This is a genomic window from Saccharopolyspora shandongensis (assembly GCF_900106995.1).
In the GTDB taxonomy this organism is placed as follows: Bacteria; Actinomycetota; Actinomycetes; order Mycobacteriales; family Pseudonocardiaceae; genus Saccharopolyspora; species Saccharopolyspora shandongensis.
Map to the genome: position 1 here is coordinate 35,733 of NZ_FNOK01000058.1, position 15,402 is coordinate 51,134.

A 15,402-nucleotide genomic window follows, 5' to 3' on the forward strand; every position below is an offset into this window, starting at 1 on the left:
CCTGCCGGTGGACGGCTCCTAGAATCTCGTACCGAAGGTGTGGAGGCGAGCTTGCTGGACGATGTGGTGGCGGTGCTGGCCTGTCCGCACTGCGGTGCGGACCTGGACCGAGCCGGGAACAGCCTGCGTTGCGCGGCGAACCACGTGTTCGACATCGCGCGCCAGGGCTACGTGAGCCTGCTGCCGGGCGGCACGAAGGTCGTCGGTGACACGGCGGCGATGGTCGCGGCGCGAGCGGAGTTCCTCGATTCGGGCCACTACGCCCCGATCGCCGACGCGGTGGCATCGGCGGTGGCCCCGCTCGAAGGCTGCGTCGTGGACATCGGCGCGGGTACGGGCTACTACCTCGCCCGGGCCCTGGCGGATTCAGACCGCGTCGGGGTCGCGCTGGACGTCTCCAAGTACGCCTGCCGCCGCGCGGCGAAGGCCCACCCGCGCATGGGCGCTGCGGTGGCCGATGCGTGGCAGATGCTGCCGCTGCGCACCGGCGCGGCGTCGGCGGTGCTGAACGTCTTCGCGCCGCGCAACGCGGCGGAGATGCACCGCGTGCTGCGCCCCGGCGGCCAGCTGGTCGTGGTCGTACCGAACCCGGGCCACCTCGGCGACCTGGTGTCGGAGCTCGGCCTGCTCAACGTGGACGAGCGCAAGCAAGAACGGCTCACTGAACAACTGGCCGACCACTTCGACCTGGTCTCGCAGGAGACCCGCGAGTTCCGCCTGTCCCTGAGCCCGGAAGAAGCGGAGTCGGTGGTGGCGATGGGCCCGAGCGCCTGGCACGCCGACCCCGAAGACCTCCGCGCTCGCATCGCCGACTTGCCGACGCCGCTCGCCCCGGCCGCATCCGTCACGGTCGCCCGCTACGCGCGCCGAGGCTGAGCCCCGGCGCCGTTCAGCGGTCGAATCGGTTTGACTTGACGCCGCTGAGAAACCCGTCCCCGACTTTCAACGGACGGCGGGAATCGTCCGATCGGGGTAACTGATCGGAAGCAGCCGTGGAGGGTTGATCAATACGACATTCTCGGATCATGGTTGATGTTCCGAGTGCTCCTGATCCGTTGCCGGTAGCCGATGCGGCGATTGTGAATCCGGATGATGCTGCCGCGACCGAGCGAAGTTCGAGGCGTCGCTGGATGCTGGGCATAGTCCTGACGACCGTCCTGAACCTCGCGGCTACGGCGACCACCATCGGTGGGTTGTGGCTGCAAGGGCGCAGCGTCGATCTGGAATACTCCAAAGCAGTCCAAGAACAGATGGCCGCTGCGCAAGAGAAAATAAGCAGTCCGGAGGTCGGCGATCAGGTAGCCGGTTTCGGGTTGTTGAGCGATGTCATGCGAAGCTCGCCGGAAAGACAAGGTTATGTCCTCGCGAGCGCTGAAACATACCTCCTGGGCCAGAAGGCCGTTGCCGAGAAGATTCCGGGCCTCACGGGCAGGCTCGACTTGTACGTGGCGAACCCGGGCGCACAGGCCGCGGTGGACTTGATCAGGTCCCGCAACATCGCACAGGACCCGGGTGGGCCTGGTCAACGCGCCTTCAACCTCACCGGCATGAAAGTTGGCGCGGTGCGGTTCAACGACGTGGTAATGCGAAGGACCAGGGGCTCGGGTTGTCATGGTAGCTGGACCCTTTGGGACAAGGCTGACCTTAAGGACAGCGAATTCCGGGAGTGCGATTTCGAAGCGGCGCGGTTTGTCGGCGCCAAGCTGCAAGACGTCAATTTTACGGGGGCATTTCTAAACGACGCAGATTTCACCGATGCTGACCTGACCAAAGCCGATTTCAGCCGCGCGGTGTTCAATTCCAGGACGAAATTTCAGAGGGCGGATCTCAGTGGAGCCATGTTCACAGGTAAACTGGGGACGACGAATTTCGCCGGAGTGAAGTCCATTGCTGGTGCGGACTTCTCGCAGGCGAAAGAGGTTGAGCGGGCCCAAAACCTGCGAAATGCACCAGGGCATGAATACGCGCGCTGGCCCGAGTCGCCGTGATCAAGCCTGCCCGCATGCACTCTGGTCGGAGCTGCCCTTCGCCCACCGTCGAACGCGCAGTGGGCGAAGGGCACGAATCCGTCCGGTGTGGACTCCGAGTCTTACTTGGGTTCGTGGGTGGTTTGGGGGATGCCCCACGGGTTTTCGTCGCGCAGGGCTTCCGGGAGGAGGTCCTGCGGGACGTTCTGGTACGTCACCGGGCGCAGGAAGCGGTCGATCGACGCCGTTCCCACCGAGGTGAAGCGGGCGTCCGTCGTCGCCGGGTACGGGCCGCCGTGCTGCATCGCCGGCGACACCGCCACACCCGTCGGCCAGCCGTTGAACAGCACCCGGCCCGCGCGCTCGCGCAGGCGGCTCACCAGGGTCGCCGCGAACTCCGTGTCGCCGGACTCGGCGTGCAGCGTCGCCGTGAGGTTGCCCTCGAACGCCTCGGCCGCGCGCCGCGCGTCGTCTTCCGAGGCGTAGGTGACCACAATGGACAGCGGTCCGAAAACTTCTTCGAGCAGAGCCTCGCGATTCGTCAGCAGCGTCTCGACGTCGGTGGCCAGCAGCGTCGGCACCGCGCCGTCGTCCACGCCGCCTTCCGCCAGCACCTGCACGCCCGGAACCTCGGTGACGGCGGCCCGCCGCCCGCAGTAGCCCTCGTGCAGCCGCTCGTTGAGCAGCTTGTGCGCCGCGACGGCCTTCGACTCCGCCGCCAGCACCTCGTCCAGGCCGTGGTCGGCGGGCAGGAACAGCAGTCCCGGCTTGGTGCACAGCTGCCCGGCGTTGCCCGAGTACGACGTCACGTAGCCCTTGGCGATCTCCTCGCCGCGGGCGCGCACCGCGCCGGGCGTGACGAATACCGGGTTCAGGCTGCCGAGCTCGCCGAAGAACGGGATCGGCGTGGGCCGCGAGTTGGCGATGTCGAACAGCGCCCGCCCCGCCGGGACCGAGCCGGTGAACGCGGCGGCCTTGATCCGCGGGTCCTGCAGCGCCGCGGTGCCGACCTCGAAGCCCAGCACGACGGCGAACGCACCATCCGGCGCCCCGGCGGACTGCAAGGCCTCGACGATGATCTCGCCGGTGCGCACGGACAACTGCGGATGCCCGGGGTGGCCCTTGAGCACCACCGGGCAGCCCGCCGCGAGCGCCGACGCCGTGTCGCCGCCTGCGACGGAGAACGCGAACGGGAAGTTGCTCGCCGCGAACACCAGGACCGGGCCGACGGGCTGCAGGATCCGGCGCAGATCCGGCTTGGCGCCCAACGGGAATCCGGCGTCCGCGCGGTCCAGGGTGGCCTGCAGGTAGCGGCCTTCGTCCAGGACCTCGGCGAACAGCCGCAGCTGGAACGTGGTGCGCTTGAGCTCTCCCGTCAACCGTCCCTCGGACAGGTTGGACTCGGTCATCGCCAGCGGCACCAGCTCGCCGGCTGCGGCGTCGAGCGCGTCCGCGACGGCGCGGAGCTGCCGGGCGCGGGTAGCGGGCGGCAGCGCGCCGAAGGCCTCAGCGGCGTCAGCGGCTCGCTGCAGGACGGTGTCGAGTTCGGCTCGGGTGGTGTCCGGGATCTCGGTCGCGGTCAACGTGCCCATCCTTTGCGCGTTGCGGGTGCGGTCCCCCACACCGTAATACGCCTGGCTAACGACCCGCCGCACGCTGTTCGAAATCACGCACCGGGTGGAATGCGTGGGGGCACCTTGGCTGGTACGCAGGTGGATACGAAGCGGGTTTCGTGGCTCCGATTCAGGGCCCGATCGGCAACGGGGACACCCCGTTGGTTCGCGTGACCACGCCGTAGCGTAGGGAGGCTGCGATCATGGAGGTCGGCCCCGTCGATGAGCGGGACGTGACGATCGAGGATGACCGCCCTGTTTTCCGGGTGTACATGTGGTCGCAGCCCTTTCCCAACGTCCACGTTCCCGCGGAACGGGTTGGGTGGTGGAACTACGCCTACGAGCTTAAAGAGTGCGACGTGCACCAAGCGATTGCGTGGGCACAGGACAACCTTGTCGAAGGCGGCCGGTACACGTTGTACGTGTGTTACCGGCGGGAGGACGGCCGCCTGGCGGCAGTCCGGATCGCAGGCACGGAGCCGACACGGATCGACTCGTAGCGTCCTGTCAGCCGGGAATCCGTTGCAGATCTGCGGAGCACGCTGGTGTTGGCCGAGGAGACCGTACGCCGATACGAGTTGTCATGAGCACAGCGCACGGGCGAACCTGGCCCAGGAACAGGCCCGGTGATGATCTTGTGTAGCGCTACGGGCAGCAGACGCCCGATCAAGATCGCCTACACCGGGCCTGAACTGGGAGAACACTTGCTGTCCGACTTATCGGCCAGCAAGTGCCCTTCACCGGCAAAGATCACTCGGCGCGGGAGATCTGCACCATCTCCTCGCGCGGCACGACCTTGACGCGCTCGCGGCCCTGGGCCTCGCCCAGCGCCTTCTCGTGCGCGTCCAGGCGGCCCCAGCCCTCCCACGTCGTGTACTCCACGCCGCGCTCTTCGAGCAGCCGCAGGATGCTGTCGTTCGCCGGCTCCTCCGCCTGCGGCATCGTCGGCAGGTCGGCGAGCAGGTTGTTGATCGTCTCCAGCGCGTCGCCCTTGGTGTGGCCGATCAGGCCCACCGGTCCGCGCTTGATCCAGCCGGTCGCGTAGACGCCCGGGATGTGCTCGCCGTCCAGGTCCAGCACCCGGCCGCCGTCGTTGGGCACCGTGCCGGTGCCGTGGTCGAACGGGATGTCCGGCAGCGGCGAGCTCAGGTAGCCGACCGCGCGGTAGACCTGCTGCACCGGGTAGGTCTCGTACTCGCCGGTGCCGCGCACGTTGCCGTCGCCGGTGAGCTCCATGACCTCGACCTTGAAGCCCTCGACCCGGTCGGTGCCCTGCACCTCGACCGGCGACCGCAGGAAGTGCAGGTGCAGCCGCCGCGCGGTGTCGTGCTTCGGGTCCCGCAGCGCCCAGTCCTGCAGCGTCTTGACGATCGTCTTCACCTGGTTGTTGGTGCGGATCGCCGCCTCGCTGGCCTCGTCGAGCTCGAAGCCCTCCGGGTGCACGATGACCTCCACGTCGGCCTGGTGGTCGAGCTCGCGCAGTTCCAGCGGGGTGAACTTGGCCTGCGCCGGGCCGCGCCGGGCGAACAGGTGCACGTCGGTGACCCGGGAGTCCTTCAGGCCCGCGTGCACGTTGGCCGGGATCTCGGTGCTCAGCAGGTCGTCGGCCTGCTTCGCCAGCACCCGGGCCACGTCCAGCGCGACGTTGCCGGCGCCGATCACGGCGACCTTCTCGCCGTCCAGCGTCCAGTCGCGCGGGGCCTCCGGGTAGCCGTCGTACCAGTAGACGAAGTCGGCCGCGCCGTAGCTGTGCGGCAGGTCGATGCCCGGGATGCCCAGCGCCCGGTCCTTGTCCGCGCCGGTGGCGAAGATGATCGCGTCGTAGTGGTGACGCAGGTCGTCCAGCTTGACGTCCACGCCGTAGTCGACGTGCCCGACGAACCGGATCTCCGGCTTCTCCAGCACCCGGTGCAGGGCGCTGACGATGCCCTTGATGCGCGGGTGGTCGGGGGCCACGCCGTAGCGGATCAGCCCGTAGGGCGCGGGCATCCGGTCCAGCAGGTCGATCTCGACCGGCGTCTCGGACTTGGTCAGGATGTCGGCGGCGTACACGCCGGCCGGCCCGGCCCCGACGATCGCTACCCGCAGTGGGCGAGTCATTCAATCTCCTCCTACGCCCGATCCGGGCCGAACGGGGATCGGCCCGGATGGCGGCGCTTGCTTGCTGGCCCACGACGGGGCCCGGTGGCCGTCCACCAAGACCCCACTAGCTTAGGTATCCCTTACCCCAGATCCCGCGATGCGGACGGTGACAATGGTCATACCGCTTCCACGGGCCCGGCGGTGGCGACTCTGAGTGCGTGACTAGACGCCCTGGGTGACAGTAAGATCGCCGCGTTGATCAACGCTCCGGTCGCGGCGACGTCGAACTCGAACGTTCCAGATGGTCCCGATCACGGCCGTGCCTCGGGGCGCCGGAAGGCCGAGCTCTGGAGGTCCCGCGGATGCGGCCGGACTGGATACCCGAAGGCGTCGACCTGGAGAGGCCCAGCGCAGCCAGGTGCTACGACTTCTACTTAGGCGGGGCGCACAACTTCGCCGTCGACCGCGAGCTCGGCCGCAAGGTGATGGAGGTCGTGCCGAACGTGCAGGAGGTCGCGGTGAACAACCGCGCGTTCCTGCGCCGCGCGGTCCGGTACTGCCTGGACCAGGGCGTGCGGCAGTTCCTGGACATCGGCTCCGGCATCCCCACCGCGGGCAACGTGCACGAGATCGCCCAGGCCGTCGACCCCGGCACCCGCGTGGTCTACGTCGACAACGAGCCGGTCGCCGTCGCGCACAGCCGGTCGATCCTCGGCGACAACGAGCACGCCACGATCGTGCAAGCCGACCTGGTCGACGTCGAGGACGTCCTGGACGCGCCGGAAACCCGGCGGCTGCTCGACTTCTCGCAGCCCATCGCGGTGATGATGGTCGCGCTAGTGCACTTCGTCCCGGACGACAGCAAGCCCCGGGAGGTCATCCGCCACTACTACGACCGGTTGCCGGCCGGCAGCTACCTCGGCTTCTCCCACGTCACCGGCGATCACTACCCGGAAGGCGTCCAGGGTCTGGTCGAGCTGTACAAGAGCAGCACCAATCCCGTCACCCTGCGCACCCGCGACGAGGTGGCCGGGATGCTCGACGACTTCGAGATCGTCGAGCCGGGCGTGGTCTACGTGCCCGACTGGCGCCCCGACACCGAGGACGACGTGTGGGAGAACCCGGAGCGGTCGATCGTCTACGGCGCCGTGGGGCGCAAGGTGTGACCCGGATGCCAGGTATGGGGGGACCGGCGGACGGGCAGCCACGAGCGGACGAGGTGGTGCGGCAGTGGGCCAGCCAGGTCATCAACACCAGCTACGTGCCGATGGGCCGTCGCGATCTCGAAGCGTTCCTGGGCAAGTGCTTCGACGAACTGCTGAGCGCGCTCGACGGTGGCGGGGTGGAGGCCGCGCGGGACGTCGGCGAGCGGCTCGTCAGCGCGCACCTCACCAACTCGATGGCCCTGGCGCGCACGCTGCGGCATCTCGCCGCGGAGCTCCCGCAGTTCCGCGAGGCCGAACCGGGGAGGCTGACCGCCGTGCTCGGTGAGCTGGCCGCCGGGTACGCCGGCGCGCTGCGGAAGCAGACGCTGTGCGAGCAGGAGGTGATCCAGCGCGCCGTCTCCGAAGCCCGCGACGCGGCGGAGGAGGCGCTGCGCGCCAGCGAGGCGCGCTCGCGGGCGGTGTTCACGGCGTCGGCGCTGGGCATCGCGATCGTCACGCTGGACGGGGTGATCGAGGAGACCAACCCCGCGCTGACGCGGATCTTCCGGCGGCAGGCGAGCGAGCTCGTCGGCGGCTCGGTGTACGAGCTGGCCGACGAGGGCTGGCTGGTCAAGCTCGCCGACACCGTCGCCGCGCTGGCCACGGGCGACACCGACCAGGGCTTCCTGGACATCCGCTTCACCGAGCCCAACGGCTCGCACGTGTGGACCCAGCTGTCCGGGTCGCTGGTCCGCGACGCCCGCGGCGAACCGGACTACCTCGTGCTGCTCTACGAGGACATCACCGACCGGCACATGCTCCAGGAGCACTTCCGCCAGCAGGCCGTCCGGGACCCGCTGACCGGGCTGGGCAACCGCACCAAGCTGGAGTCGAGCCTCGCCGCCGCGCTGGAACCGAACCGCCCCGGCCGGCGGGTCGGGCTGTGCTACTTCGACCTCGACGGGTTCAAGGCGGTCAACGACAGCCTCGGCCACCCGATCGGCGACCGGCTGCTGCGGCAGGTCGCGCAGCGCCTCGAAGCGCCGGCCGCGGAGGCCGGTGCCGAAGCGGTGCGGATGGGCGGCGACGAGTTCGTGGTGCTGGTGCCCGACTCGTCCGGCGCCGGGCCGGTGGTCGACCTGGTGGAACGACTGCTGCGGGAGATCACCCGGCCGGTGCTGATCGGCGCGCACGAGCTCCGGGCTTCGGCCAGCGTCGGCGTCGTGGAGCGCGAGGTGGCCGGCACCGACGCCGAGGCGCTGCTGCGGGACGCCGACATCACGCTCTACCGGGCCAAGAGCGACGGCCGCGCGCAGTGGGTGCTGTTCGACCCCGAGCGCAACGCCGAGGCGCGCGACCGGTTCAGGCTCTCGGCGGAGCTGCCCGCGGCCGTGGACCAGAACGAGCTGTTCGTCGAGTACGAGCCGATCGCGGACCTGGCCACCGGCGCGCTGGCGGGCGCCGCCGCGGCCGTGCGCTGGGACCACGTGGAGTTCGGCGAGCTGGGCGACGAGCAGTTCCTCGGGCTGGCCGAGGAGACCGGGCTGATCGTCCGGCTCGGCAGCTGGGTGCTGGAGCAGGTGTGCGAGCACGCGGCGCGCTGGGTGCGGCAGCTCGGCGCGGACGCGCCGGTGCCCACCGTGAACCTGTCGCTGCGGCACTGCCGCGACCCCGAGCTCGTCGCCGGCGTGCAGAACATCCTGCGGAGCACCGGGCTGCCGCCGGGCGCCCTGGCGCTGGGGCTGCCGGAGTCGGCCCTGTTCGACCACCAGGACGACCCGGTCGACACCCTGGAGATCTTCGCCGACATGGGCATCAAGCTGGTGGTCTACAAGTTCGGCGACGACTACGCGCGGCTGGGCCGGCTGCGCGGCCTGCCGCTGGCCGGGGTGCGCATCGACGGGCCGCACCTGGCGAGCCTGGCCGATCCGGACGGCCCGGACCCGCTGGACCGGCACCTGGTCCACGCCGCGGTCGGCGGCGCGCAGCTGCTGGGGTTGCCCGCGCTCGCCGCCGGCGTGCGCACCGAGCTGCAGGCCGACCGGCTGCGGGAACTCGGCGTCAGCACGGTCCAGGGCCCCTTCGCGGGGGAACGCGCCTCGGCCCTGGAGATCGAGCAGTTCATCGCGGCGAGGGGCTGAACCTCGCAGACGTGCTCGGCCGCTGCTCCTTCCGCCACGCGCGCCACTCGCGCCGCCGCGGGTTCTCAGAAGTTCTCTCGCGGGCAGGCGCGTGTCGGGGATCCCGCCGCTGCGGGGAGCGGCCGAAAACGGGTCGCGACTGGCCGATAACATCGGTATCCGAAGAGTATCCGCGCCGGTCCGCGGCCGGCCCAGCCTAGGAGTGATCGTGTCCGTACAGCCTTCCCAAGCTCAACAAGCTCTCCGGGTGAAGGTTCCGGCGGGCACTACTGCGGGCGCGGCGGTCGCCGAGGCAGGGCTGCCGTCGAAGGGGCCGGACGCGATCGTGGTGGTCCGCGACGCCGAGGGCGACCTTCGCGACCTCGCGTGGGCGCCGGACGCCGACGTCGAGGTGGAGGCGGTCGCCGCCGACACCGAGGACGGCCGCAGCGTCATCCGGCACTCCGCGGCGCACGTGCTGGCCCAGGCGGTGCAGAACCTCTTCCCCGACGCGAAGCTGGGCATCGGCCCGCCGGTCCGGGACGGCTTCTACTACGACTTCGACGTCGACCGCCCCTTCACCCCGGAAGACCTGCAGGCGCTGGAGAAGCGCATGAAGCAGATCATCAAGTCCGGGCAGAAGTTCTCCCGCCGCCGCCTGGAGTCGGTCGAGGCCGCCAAGGAGGAGCTGGCGAGCGAGCCGTACAAGCTGGAGCTGGTGGACATCAAGTCCGATGTGGACACCAGCGAGGTGATGGAGGTCGGCGGCGGCGAGCTGACCGTCTACGACAACATCGACCGGCACGGCGAGGTCATCTGGGGTGACCTGTGCCGCGGCCCGCACGTGCCGCACACCCGGTTCATCCCGGCGGTCAAGCTGATGCGGGTCGCCGCCGCGTACTGGCGGGGCAACCAGAACAACCAGCAGCTGCAGCGGGTCTACGGCACGGCCTGGGAGTCCAAGGAGAAACTCGACGAGCACCTGGAGTGGCTGGCCGAGGCCGAGCGCCGCGACCACCGGCGGCTCGGCGCGGAGCTGGACCTGTTCTCCTTCCCGGACGAGATCGGCTCCGGGCTGCCGGTGTTCCACCCCAAGGGCGGCATCATCCGGCGCGAGATGGAGGACTACTCCCGCAAGCGGCACGAGCAGGCGGGCTACGAGTTCGTCAACACTCCGCACATCACCAAGGACACGCTGTTCAAGACCTCCGGGCACCTGGACTGGTACAAGGACGGCATGTTCCCGGCGATGCACCTCGACGAGGAGCGCGACGCCAACGGTGAGCTGCGCAAGCCGGGCGTCGACTACTACCTCAAGCCGATGAACTGCCCGTTCCACAACCTGATCTTCCGCTCGCGCGGGCGCTCCTACCGGGAGCTGCCGCTGCGGCTGTTCGAGTTCGGGTCGGTGTACCGGTACGAGAAGTCGGGCGTGGTGCACGGCCTGACCCGGGTGCGCGGCATGACGCAGGACGACGCGCACATCTACTGTACCCCGGACCAGCTGCAGGAAGAGCTGAAGTCGCTGCTGGGCTTCGTGCTGGACCTGCTGCGCGACTACGGCCTGGACGACTTCTACCTGGAGCTGTCCACCCGCAACGACGAGAAGTACGTCGGCAGCGACGAGAGCTGGGCGGTGGCCACCGAGGCGCTGCGCACCGCCGCCGAGGAGTCCGGCCTGGAGCTGGTGCCGGACCCGGGCGGGGCCGCGTTCTACGGCCCGAAGATCTCCGTGCAGGTCAAGGACGCGCTGGGCCGCAGCTGGCAGATGTCGACCATCCAGGTCGACTACCACCTGCCGGACCTGTTCAACCTGGAGTACACCGCGCCCGACGGCAGCAAGCAGCGCCCAATCAAGATCCACCGCGCGCTGTTCGGCACGATCGAGCGGTTCTTCGGCGTGCTGACCGAGCACTACGCGGGCGCCTTCCCGGCCTGGCTGGCGCCGCAGCAGGTGGTCGGCATCCCGATCGCCGACGAGCACGTCGAGCACCTGCAGCGGGTGGCGAAGGCGTTGCGCGCCAAGGGAATCCGCATCGACGTCGACACCAGCGACGACCGCATGCAGAAGAAGATCCGCACCCACACCACGCAGAAGGTGCCGTTCCTGCTGCTGGCCGGCGGCAAGGACGTGGAGGCCGACGCGGTGTCGTTCCGGTTCCGCGATGGCAGCCAGATCAACGGCGTGCCGGTGGACGCCGCGGTGGCCGCGCTGGAGGACTGGATCGGGCGCCGCGAGAACGCCTCGCCGACCGCGGAGAACTTCCTGGCGGAGCGGGCGTGAGCGGAGTTCGCGGCCCGGAGGGCGTGGAGCTGACCGAGCAGCAGGGTGTCGGGGTGCCGGACGCGTTGCAGCGGCTGTGGACCCCGCACCGGATGGCCTACATCCAGGGCGAGAACAAGCCGGAAGGCGACGACAGCGACGGCTGCCCGTTCTGCCGGCTGCTCGACTCGGGACGGCCGGACGACGAGACGCTGATCGTCGCGCGCGACGATCTGGTCTTCGCGATCCTCAACCTGTACCCGTACAACCCGGGGCACCTGATGGTGCTGCCGTACCGGCACGTGGCCGACTACACCGAGCTCAGCACGGCGGAGACGGTGGCGGTCGCGGAGTACACGCAGCGGGCGATGCGGGTGATCCGGCGGGTTTCCGCGCCGCACGGGTTCAACATCGGGCTCAACCAGGGGCCGGTGGCGGGTGCGGGCATCGCGGCGCACCTGCACCAGCACGTGGTGCCCCGCTGGGGCGGCGACTCGAACTTCATGCCGGTCATCGGCCACACGAAGGTGCTGCCGCAGCTGCTCGGCGAGACCCGCCGGCTGCTGGCCACCGCCTGGTCCGAAGTGGACTGACCGGGTGGTCCGCAGTTTCAATTGAAACTGCTCCCGGACGGCAACGGGCCGAGGACGTGATCGTCCTCGGCCCGTTGTGCCGTCGTCGCTCAGCCGCGGAGCTTGGCCTCGATGTCGAGCGTGATGGTGATCTTCTCGCCGACCAGCGCGCCGCCGGCCGGGCCGACGCCGAAGTCGGTGCGGTTGAGGACCACCTTGCCGGACAGGCCCAGCAGGCCGTCCTCGGTGAAGCCGCCCAGCTCGGTCTCCAGCGACACCGGCTTGGTGACGCCGTGCAGGGTGAACTCGCCGTCGATCACGAAGTCCTCGCCGTCCTGGCGGACGCCGGTGGAGCGGAAGGTCGCGGTGGGGAACTGCTCCGCGTCGAGGAAGTCGGCGTTGCGCACGTGCGCGTCGCGGTCGGCGTTGCCGGTGTCGATCGACGCGGTGTCGATGGTGGCGGTGACGGTCGACTCCAGCGGGTCCGCCGAGGTGACGATCTCGCCCTGGAACGCGCCGAACCGGCCACGGGACTTGCCGACGCCCATGTGTCGCACGGTGAACTGGATGTCCGAGTGCACGGTGTCGATGTCCCAGGTGCCCGCGACGTAGCCGGGGATCTGCGCGGTTGCGGTCATGCTTCCTCCAGGGGAGAACGAAGTGGAAGTTCGCCCGGAAGAACAAGATTGAAACTTCAATTATTCCGCCTGTGTTCGCAGTCACTGCGCCCAGCTGTTCCCGCACACATGCCGTGCGATTGATCAGCGGCGACTAATCTGCAGGAAACGACACTCGGTGCACAGGCGGCTGACACTTCACGCAATGCTCAACATCTTCGCGCGGGCTTCCATTTCGCGACTGACCGACCCGATCGGCGCGGGGTTGGTCCGCCTCGGGCTGTCGCCGAACGCGGTCACGGTGACCGGCACGGTGGCCAGCGCCGGTGCGGCGATGTGGTTCTTCCCGCGCGGCCAGCTGTTCGTGGGCACCGTGGTGGTCGCGGTGTTCCTGCTCTTCGACATCCTCGACGGCGCGATGGCGCGGGCCGGCGGCAAGGCGACGCGGTTCGGCGGCGTGCTGGATGCGAGCTGCGACCGGCTGGTCGACGGCGCGCTGTTCGGCGCGCTGGTGTGGTGGGCGCTGGTCGTCGACGTGAACCACCTGCGCGGCCTGGCACTGCTGATCTGCCTGGTGAGCGCCCAGGTGATCTCCTACGTGAAGGCGCGCGCCGAGGCCAACGGCCTCAGCGCCGACGGCGGCCTCGCGGAGCGCGCCGAGCGGTTCCTCGTGGTCCTGGTCGGCACCGGCCTGCACGGCCTGGGCGTGCCGTACGTGCTGGACGTCGCGGTCTGGCTGCTGGTGGTGCTGTCGCTGGTCACGATCGCCCAGCGGCTGATCGCGGTGCACGCCTCCTACCGCGACCGCTGACGCGGCCCCGCCGGCCGGTTCGCCGCGATTCCAATGGGAAGACCCGATTCCCATTGAAATCGCGGAACCGCGCGACCGGGGCGGTGGTCACTTCTGCGGGATGAGGGACTCCGGCATCGGCTCGTAGTTCTCGAACTGCCGCGTGAAGGTCGCGCTGCCGGAGCTCAGCGACCGCACGTTCACCGCGTAGCGCACGAGCTCGCTCGCGGGCACGTGCGCGCGCACCACGGTCCACCCGCTGTCCTCCGGCTCCGTGCCGACGACCTTGCCGCGCCTGCTGGACAGGTCGCCCAGCACGGCCCCGAGGTGCTCGTCGGGAATGCGCACCGCGACCTCGTCGACCGGTTCCAGCGTGACCAGCCCCGCCTGCTCGGCGGCGGCCTTGAGCGCCAGCGCGCCCGCCGCCTGGAACGCCGCGTCGGAGGAGTCGACGCTGTGCGCCTTGCCGTCCACCAGCGTGACCCGCACGTCCACCAGCGGCGCGCCCTCGTTGATGCCCTTCTCGATCTGCGCCCGCACGCCCTTCTCCACGCTCGGGATGAACTGCCGCGGCACCGCGCCGCCGACCACGCGCTCGGTGAACTCGACGCCGGAACCGCGCGGCAGCGGCTCCACCTCGACGTCGCACACCGCGTACTGGCCGTGCCCGCCGGACTGCTTGACGTGCCGCCCGTGGCCCTTGGCGGGCTGGGCGAAGGTCTGCCGCAGGGGCACCCGCACCGGCACCGTGTCGACCTCGGCGCCGCCCTCGCGCAGCCGTTGCAGCACCACCTCCGCGTGCGCCTCGCCCATGCACCACAGCACGAGCTGGTGCGTCTCGCTGTCGCGCTCCAGCCGCAGGCTCGGGTCGGCGGCGATCAGCCGGTTGAGGTTGCGCGCCAGCGCGTCCTCGTCGCTGCGGGTGTGCGCGGTGACCGCGATCGGCAGCAGCGGTTCCGGCATCGGCCACGGCTTGAGCAGCAGCGGATCGGACGGGTCGGACAGCGTGTCGCCGGTCTCGGCCGAGCCGATCTTGGTCAGCGCGCACAGGTCACCCGCGATGCAGTGCGACACCTCGCGCAGGTTCACGCCCAGCGGCGAGTAGAGGTGCGCGATCCGCTCGTCCTCGTCGTGGTCCGGGTGCCCGCGCTCCGCCATCCCGTGCCCGGAGACGTGCACCGGGCGCTCCGGGCGCATCGTGCCGGAGAACACCCGGGCCAGCGACACGCGCCCCACGTACGAGTCGACCGAGGTGTGCACGACCTCGGCCGCCAGCGGCCCCGCCGGATCCGGGGTGAGCGGGTGCGGATCGCGGCCCTGCGGGTCGGTGAACTCCGGTAGCGGGTGCTCCAGCGGCGACGGGAAGCCGCGCCGGATGCCTTCGAGCACCTCGCGGATGCCGACCCCGGTCAGCGCGCACACCGGCAGCACCGGGTGCAGGCCGCCCTTGGCCACGGCCTTCTCCAGGTCGGCGATCAGCGTGTCCTCGTCGATCTGCTCGCCGTTGAGGTACCGGTCCATCAGCGACTCGTCCTCGCTCTCGGCGATGATCGCCTCGATGAGCTCGCCGCGCGGCCGGTCGATCTGCTCGCGCACCCGCGCATCGGCGGAGACGGTGCCGCCGAGCTCGTAGATCTGCTCGGTGAGCAGGCCGATCAGGCCGAAGAACTCGCCGCCGGAGTCGAAGTGCGGCAGGTACAGCGGCAGCACGCCGGAGCCGAACGCGTCCTGGCAGCTCAGCAGCGCGGTGTCGAAGTCGGCGCGCGGCTGGTCCAGCCGGGCGATGAGCACGGCGCGCGGCATGCCGACCGCGGCGCACTCCTGCCAGATCGCGCGGGTCGCGGCGTCGACACCTTCGGTCGCCGAGACGACGAACAGGGCGGCGTCCGCCGCGCGCAGCCCGGCGCGCAGTTCGCCGACGAAGTCCGCGTAGCCGGGCGTGTCGATGAGGTTGATCTTGACGTCGCCGTGGTTCATCGGCGCGATGGCCAGGCCGATGGACCGCTGCTGCTCGATCGAGGCGGGCTCGTGGTCGCACACCGTGGTGCCCTCGGTGACCTTGCCCGATCTGGGAATCGTCGAGGTGGCGGCCAGCATCGCCTCGGCGATCGTTGTCTTGCCGGCGGCCGACGGGCCGACCAGCACTACGTTGCGGATCTTCGCGGGATCTGAGGGGGCCGGAATCGCCGGCCCTCCTACTGTGCCGCTTTGCTTCGTGCCCATGAGTCCCCCT

General features: G+C 69.9%; 12 protein-coding genes. 8 read left to right on the forward strand and 4 right to left on the reverse strand.

Features of this window, described 5'->3' with window-relative positions; translation table 11 throughout:
- The first annotated feature begins 51 nt into the window (after positions 1-51).
- Positions 52-876, forward strand: a complete 825-nt coding sequence (locus BLW84_RS37880) for a putative RNA methyltransferase (protein ID WP_093275953.1) — start codon at positions 52-54, stop codon at positions 874-876.
- Positions 877-1,025: 149 nt separating this feature from the next.
- Positions 1,026-1,988: a pentapeptide repeat-containing protein gene (locus tag BLW84_RS37885; RefSeq protein ID WP_245761665.1), complete on the forward strand. Its 963-nt coding sequence runs from the start codon at positions 1,026-1,028 to the stop codon at positions 1,986-1,988.
- A gap of 101 nt (positions 1,989-2,089) precedes the next feature.
- On the opposite strand, the gene BLW84_RS37890 is transcribed toward BLW84_RS37885, so the two are convergent.
- The gene (locus BLW84_RS37890) at positions 2,090-3,550 is read right to left on the reverse strand and encodes an aldehyde dehydrogenase (NADP(+)) (protein WP_093275874.1); all 1,461 of its coding nucleotides are present in this window, start codon (positions 3,548-3,550) and stop codon (positions 2,090-2,092) included.
- A gap of 233 nt (positions 3,551-3,783) precedes the next feature.
- Between BLW84_RS37890 and BLW84_RS37895 the strand changes: the two genes are divergently transcribed.
- Positions 3,784-4,080: a hypothetical protein gene (locus BLW84_RS37895; RefSeq protein WP_093275876.1), complete on the forward strand. Its 297-nt coding sequence runs from the start codon at positions 3,784-3,786 to the stop codon at positions 4,078-4,080.
- A 250-nt stretch (positions 4,081-4,330) separates the two neighbouring features.
- Here BLW84_RS37895 and BLW84_RS37900 read toward each other — a convergent pair whose 3' ends face one another.
- Entirely contained in the window at positions 4,331-5,680 is a 1,350-nt protein-coding gene (locus tag BLW84_RS37900) for an FAD-dependent oxidoreductase (protein ID WP_093275879.1), read from the reverse strand.
- Between the two features lie 344 nt (positions 5,681-6,024).
- Between BLW84_RS37900 and BLW84_RS37905 the strand changes: the two genes are divergently transcribed.
- The 4 genes from BLW84_RS37905 to BLW84_RS37920 all read left to right on the forward strand — a co-directional run bounded on the left by BLW84_RS37905 (position 6,025) and on the right by BLW84_RS37920 (position 11,783).
- Positions 6,025-6,828, forward strand: coding sequence for an SAM-dependent methyltransferase (locus BLW84_RS37905; protein ID WP_093275881.1), 804 nt, complete (start codon positions 6,025-6,027; stop codon positions 6,826-6,828).
- Between the two features lie 5 nt (positions 6,829-6,833).
- Positions 6,834-8,948: a putative bifunctional diguanylate cyclase/phosphodiesterase gene (locus BLW84_RS37910; RefSeq protein ID WP_093275954.1), complete on the forward strand. Its 2,115-nt coding sequence runs from the start codon at positions 6,834-6,836 to the stop codon at positions 8,946-8,948.
- A gap of 247 nt (positions 8,949-9,195) precedes the next feature.
- Positions 9,196-11,211 (forward strand): threonine--tRNA ligase, encoded by a 2,016-nt coding sequence (gene thrS, locus BLW84_RS37915; protein WP_093275885.1) that lies wholly within the window; start codon positions 9,196-9,198, stop codon positions 11,209-11,211.
- The gene (locus tag BLW84_RS37920) at positions 11,208-11,783 is read left to right on the forward strand and encodes an HIT family protein (protein WP_093275888.1); all 576 of its coding nucleotides are present in this window, start codon (positions 11,208-11,210) and stop codon (positions 11,781-11,783) included. Before thrS ends, BLW84_RS37920 begins: the two co-directional genes overlap by 4 nt.
- Positions 11,784-11,872: 89 nt before the next feature.
- Here BLW84_RS37920 and BLW84_RS37925 read toward each other — a convergent pair whose 3' ends face one another.
- Positions 11,873-12,400, reverse strand: coding sequence for a YceI family protein (locus tag BLW84_RS37925; protein ID WP_093275890.1), 528 nt, complete (start codon positions 12,398-12,400; stop codon positions 11,873-11,875).
- 184 nt (positions 12,401-12,584) lie between these two features.
- On the opposite strand from BLW84_RS37925, the gene pgsA reads away from it, so the two are divergent.
- Complete coding sequence (gene pgsA, locus BLW84_RS37930; RefSeq protein WP_093275893.1) at positions 12,585-13,190, forward strand: phosphatidylinositol phosphate synthase; 606 nt, start codon at positions 12,585-12,587, stop codon at positions 13,188-13,190.
- Positions 13,191-13,277: 87 nt separating this feature from the next.
- Here pgsA and BLW84_RS37935 read toward each other — a convergent pair whose 3' ends face one another.
- Positions 13,278-15,392 carry an elongation factor G-like protein EF-G2 gene (locus tag BLW84_RS37935; RefSeq protein ID WP_093275895.1) on the reverse strand — a complete coding sequence of 705 codons (2,115 nt, stop codon included), beginning with the start codon at positions 15,390-15,392 and terminating at the stop codon, positions 13,278-13,280.
- Positions 15,393-15,402 lie beyond the last annotated feature (10 nt).

Excerpts from the sequence above, each read along its gene's own strand:
- BLW84_RS37885 (WP_245761665.1), top strand. The coding sequence starts at position 1,026 with ATGGTTGATGTTCCGAGTGCTCCTGATCCGTTGCCGGTAGCCGATGCG.
- BLW84_RS37895 (WP_093275876.1), top strand. The coding sequence starts at position 3,784 with ATGGAGGTCGGCCCCGTCGATGAGCGGGACGTGACGATCGAGGATGAC.
- BLW84_RS37900 (WP_093275879.1), bottom strand. The coding sequence starts at position 5,680 with ATGACTCGCCCACTGCGGGTAGCGATCGTCGGGGCCGGGCCGGCCGGC.
- BLW84_RS37905 (WP_093275881.1), top strand. The coding sequence starts at position 6,025 with ATGCGGCCGGACTGGATACCCGAAGGCGTCGACCTGGAGAGGCCCAGC.
- BLW84_RS37910 (WP_093275954.1), top strand. The coding sequence starts at position 6,834 with ATGCCAGGTATGGGGGGACCGGCGGACGGGCAGCCACGAGCGGACGAG.
- BLW84_RS37925 (WP_093275890.1), bottom strand. The coding sequence starts at position 12,400 with ATGACCGCAACCGCGCAGATCCCCGGCTACGTCGCGGGCACCTGGGAC.
- pgsA (WP_093275893.1), top strand. The coding sequence starts at position 12,585 with ATGCTCAACATCTTCGCGCGGGCTTCCATTTCGCGACTGACCGACCCG.
- BLW84_RS37935 (WP_093275895.1), bottom strand. The coding sequence starts at position 15,392 with ATGGGCACGAAGCAAAGCGGCACAGTAGGAGGGCCGGCGATTCCGGCC.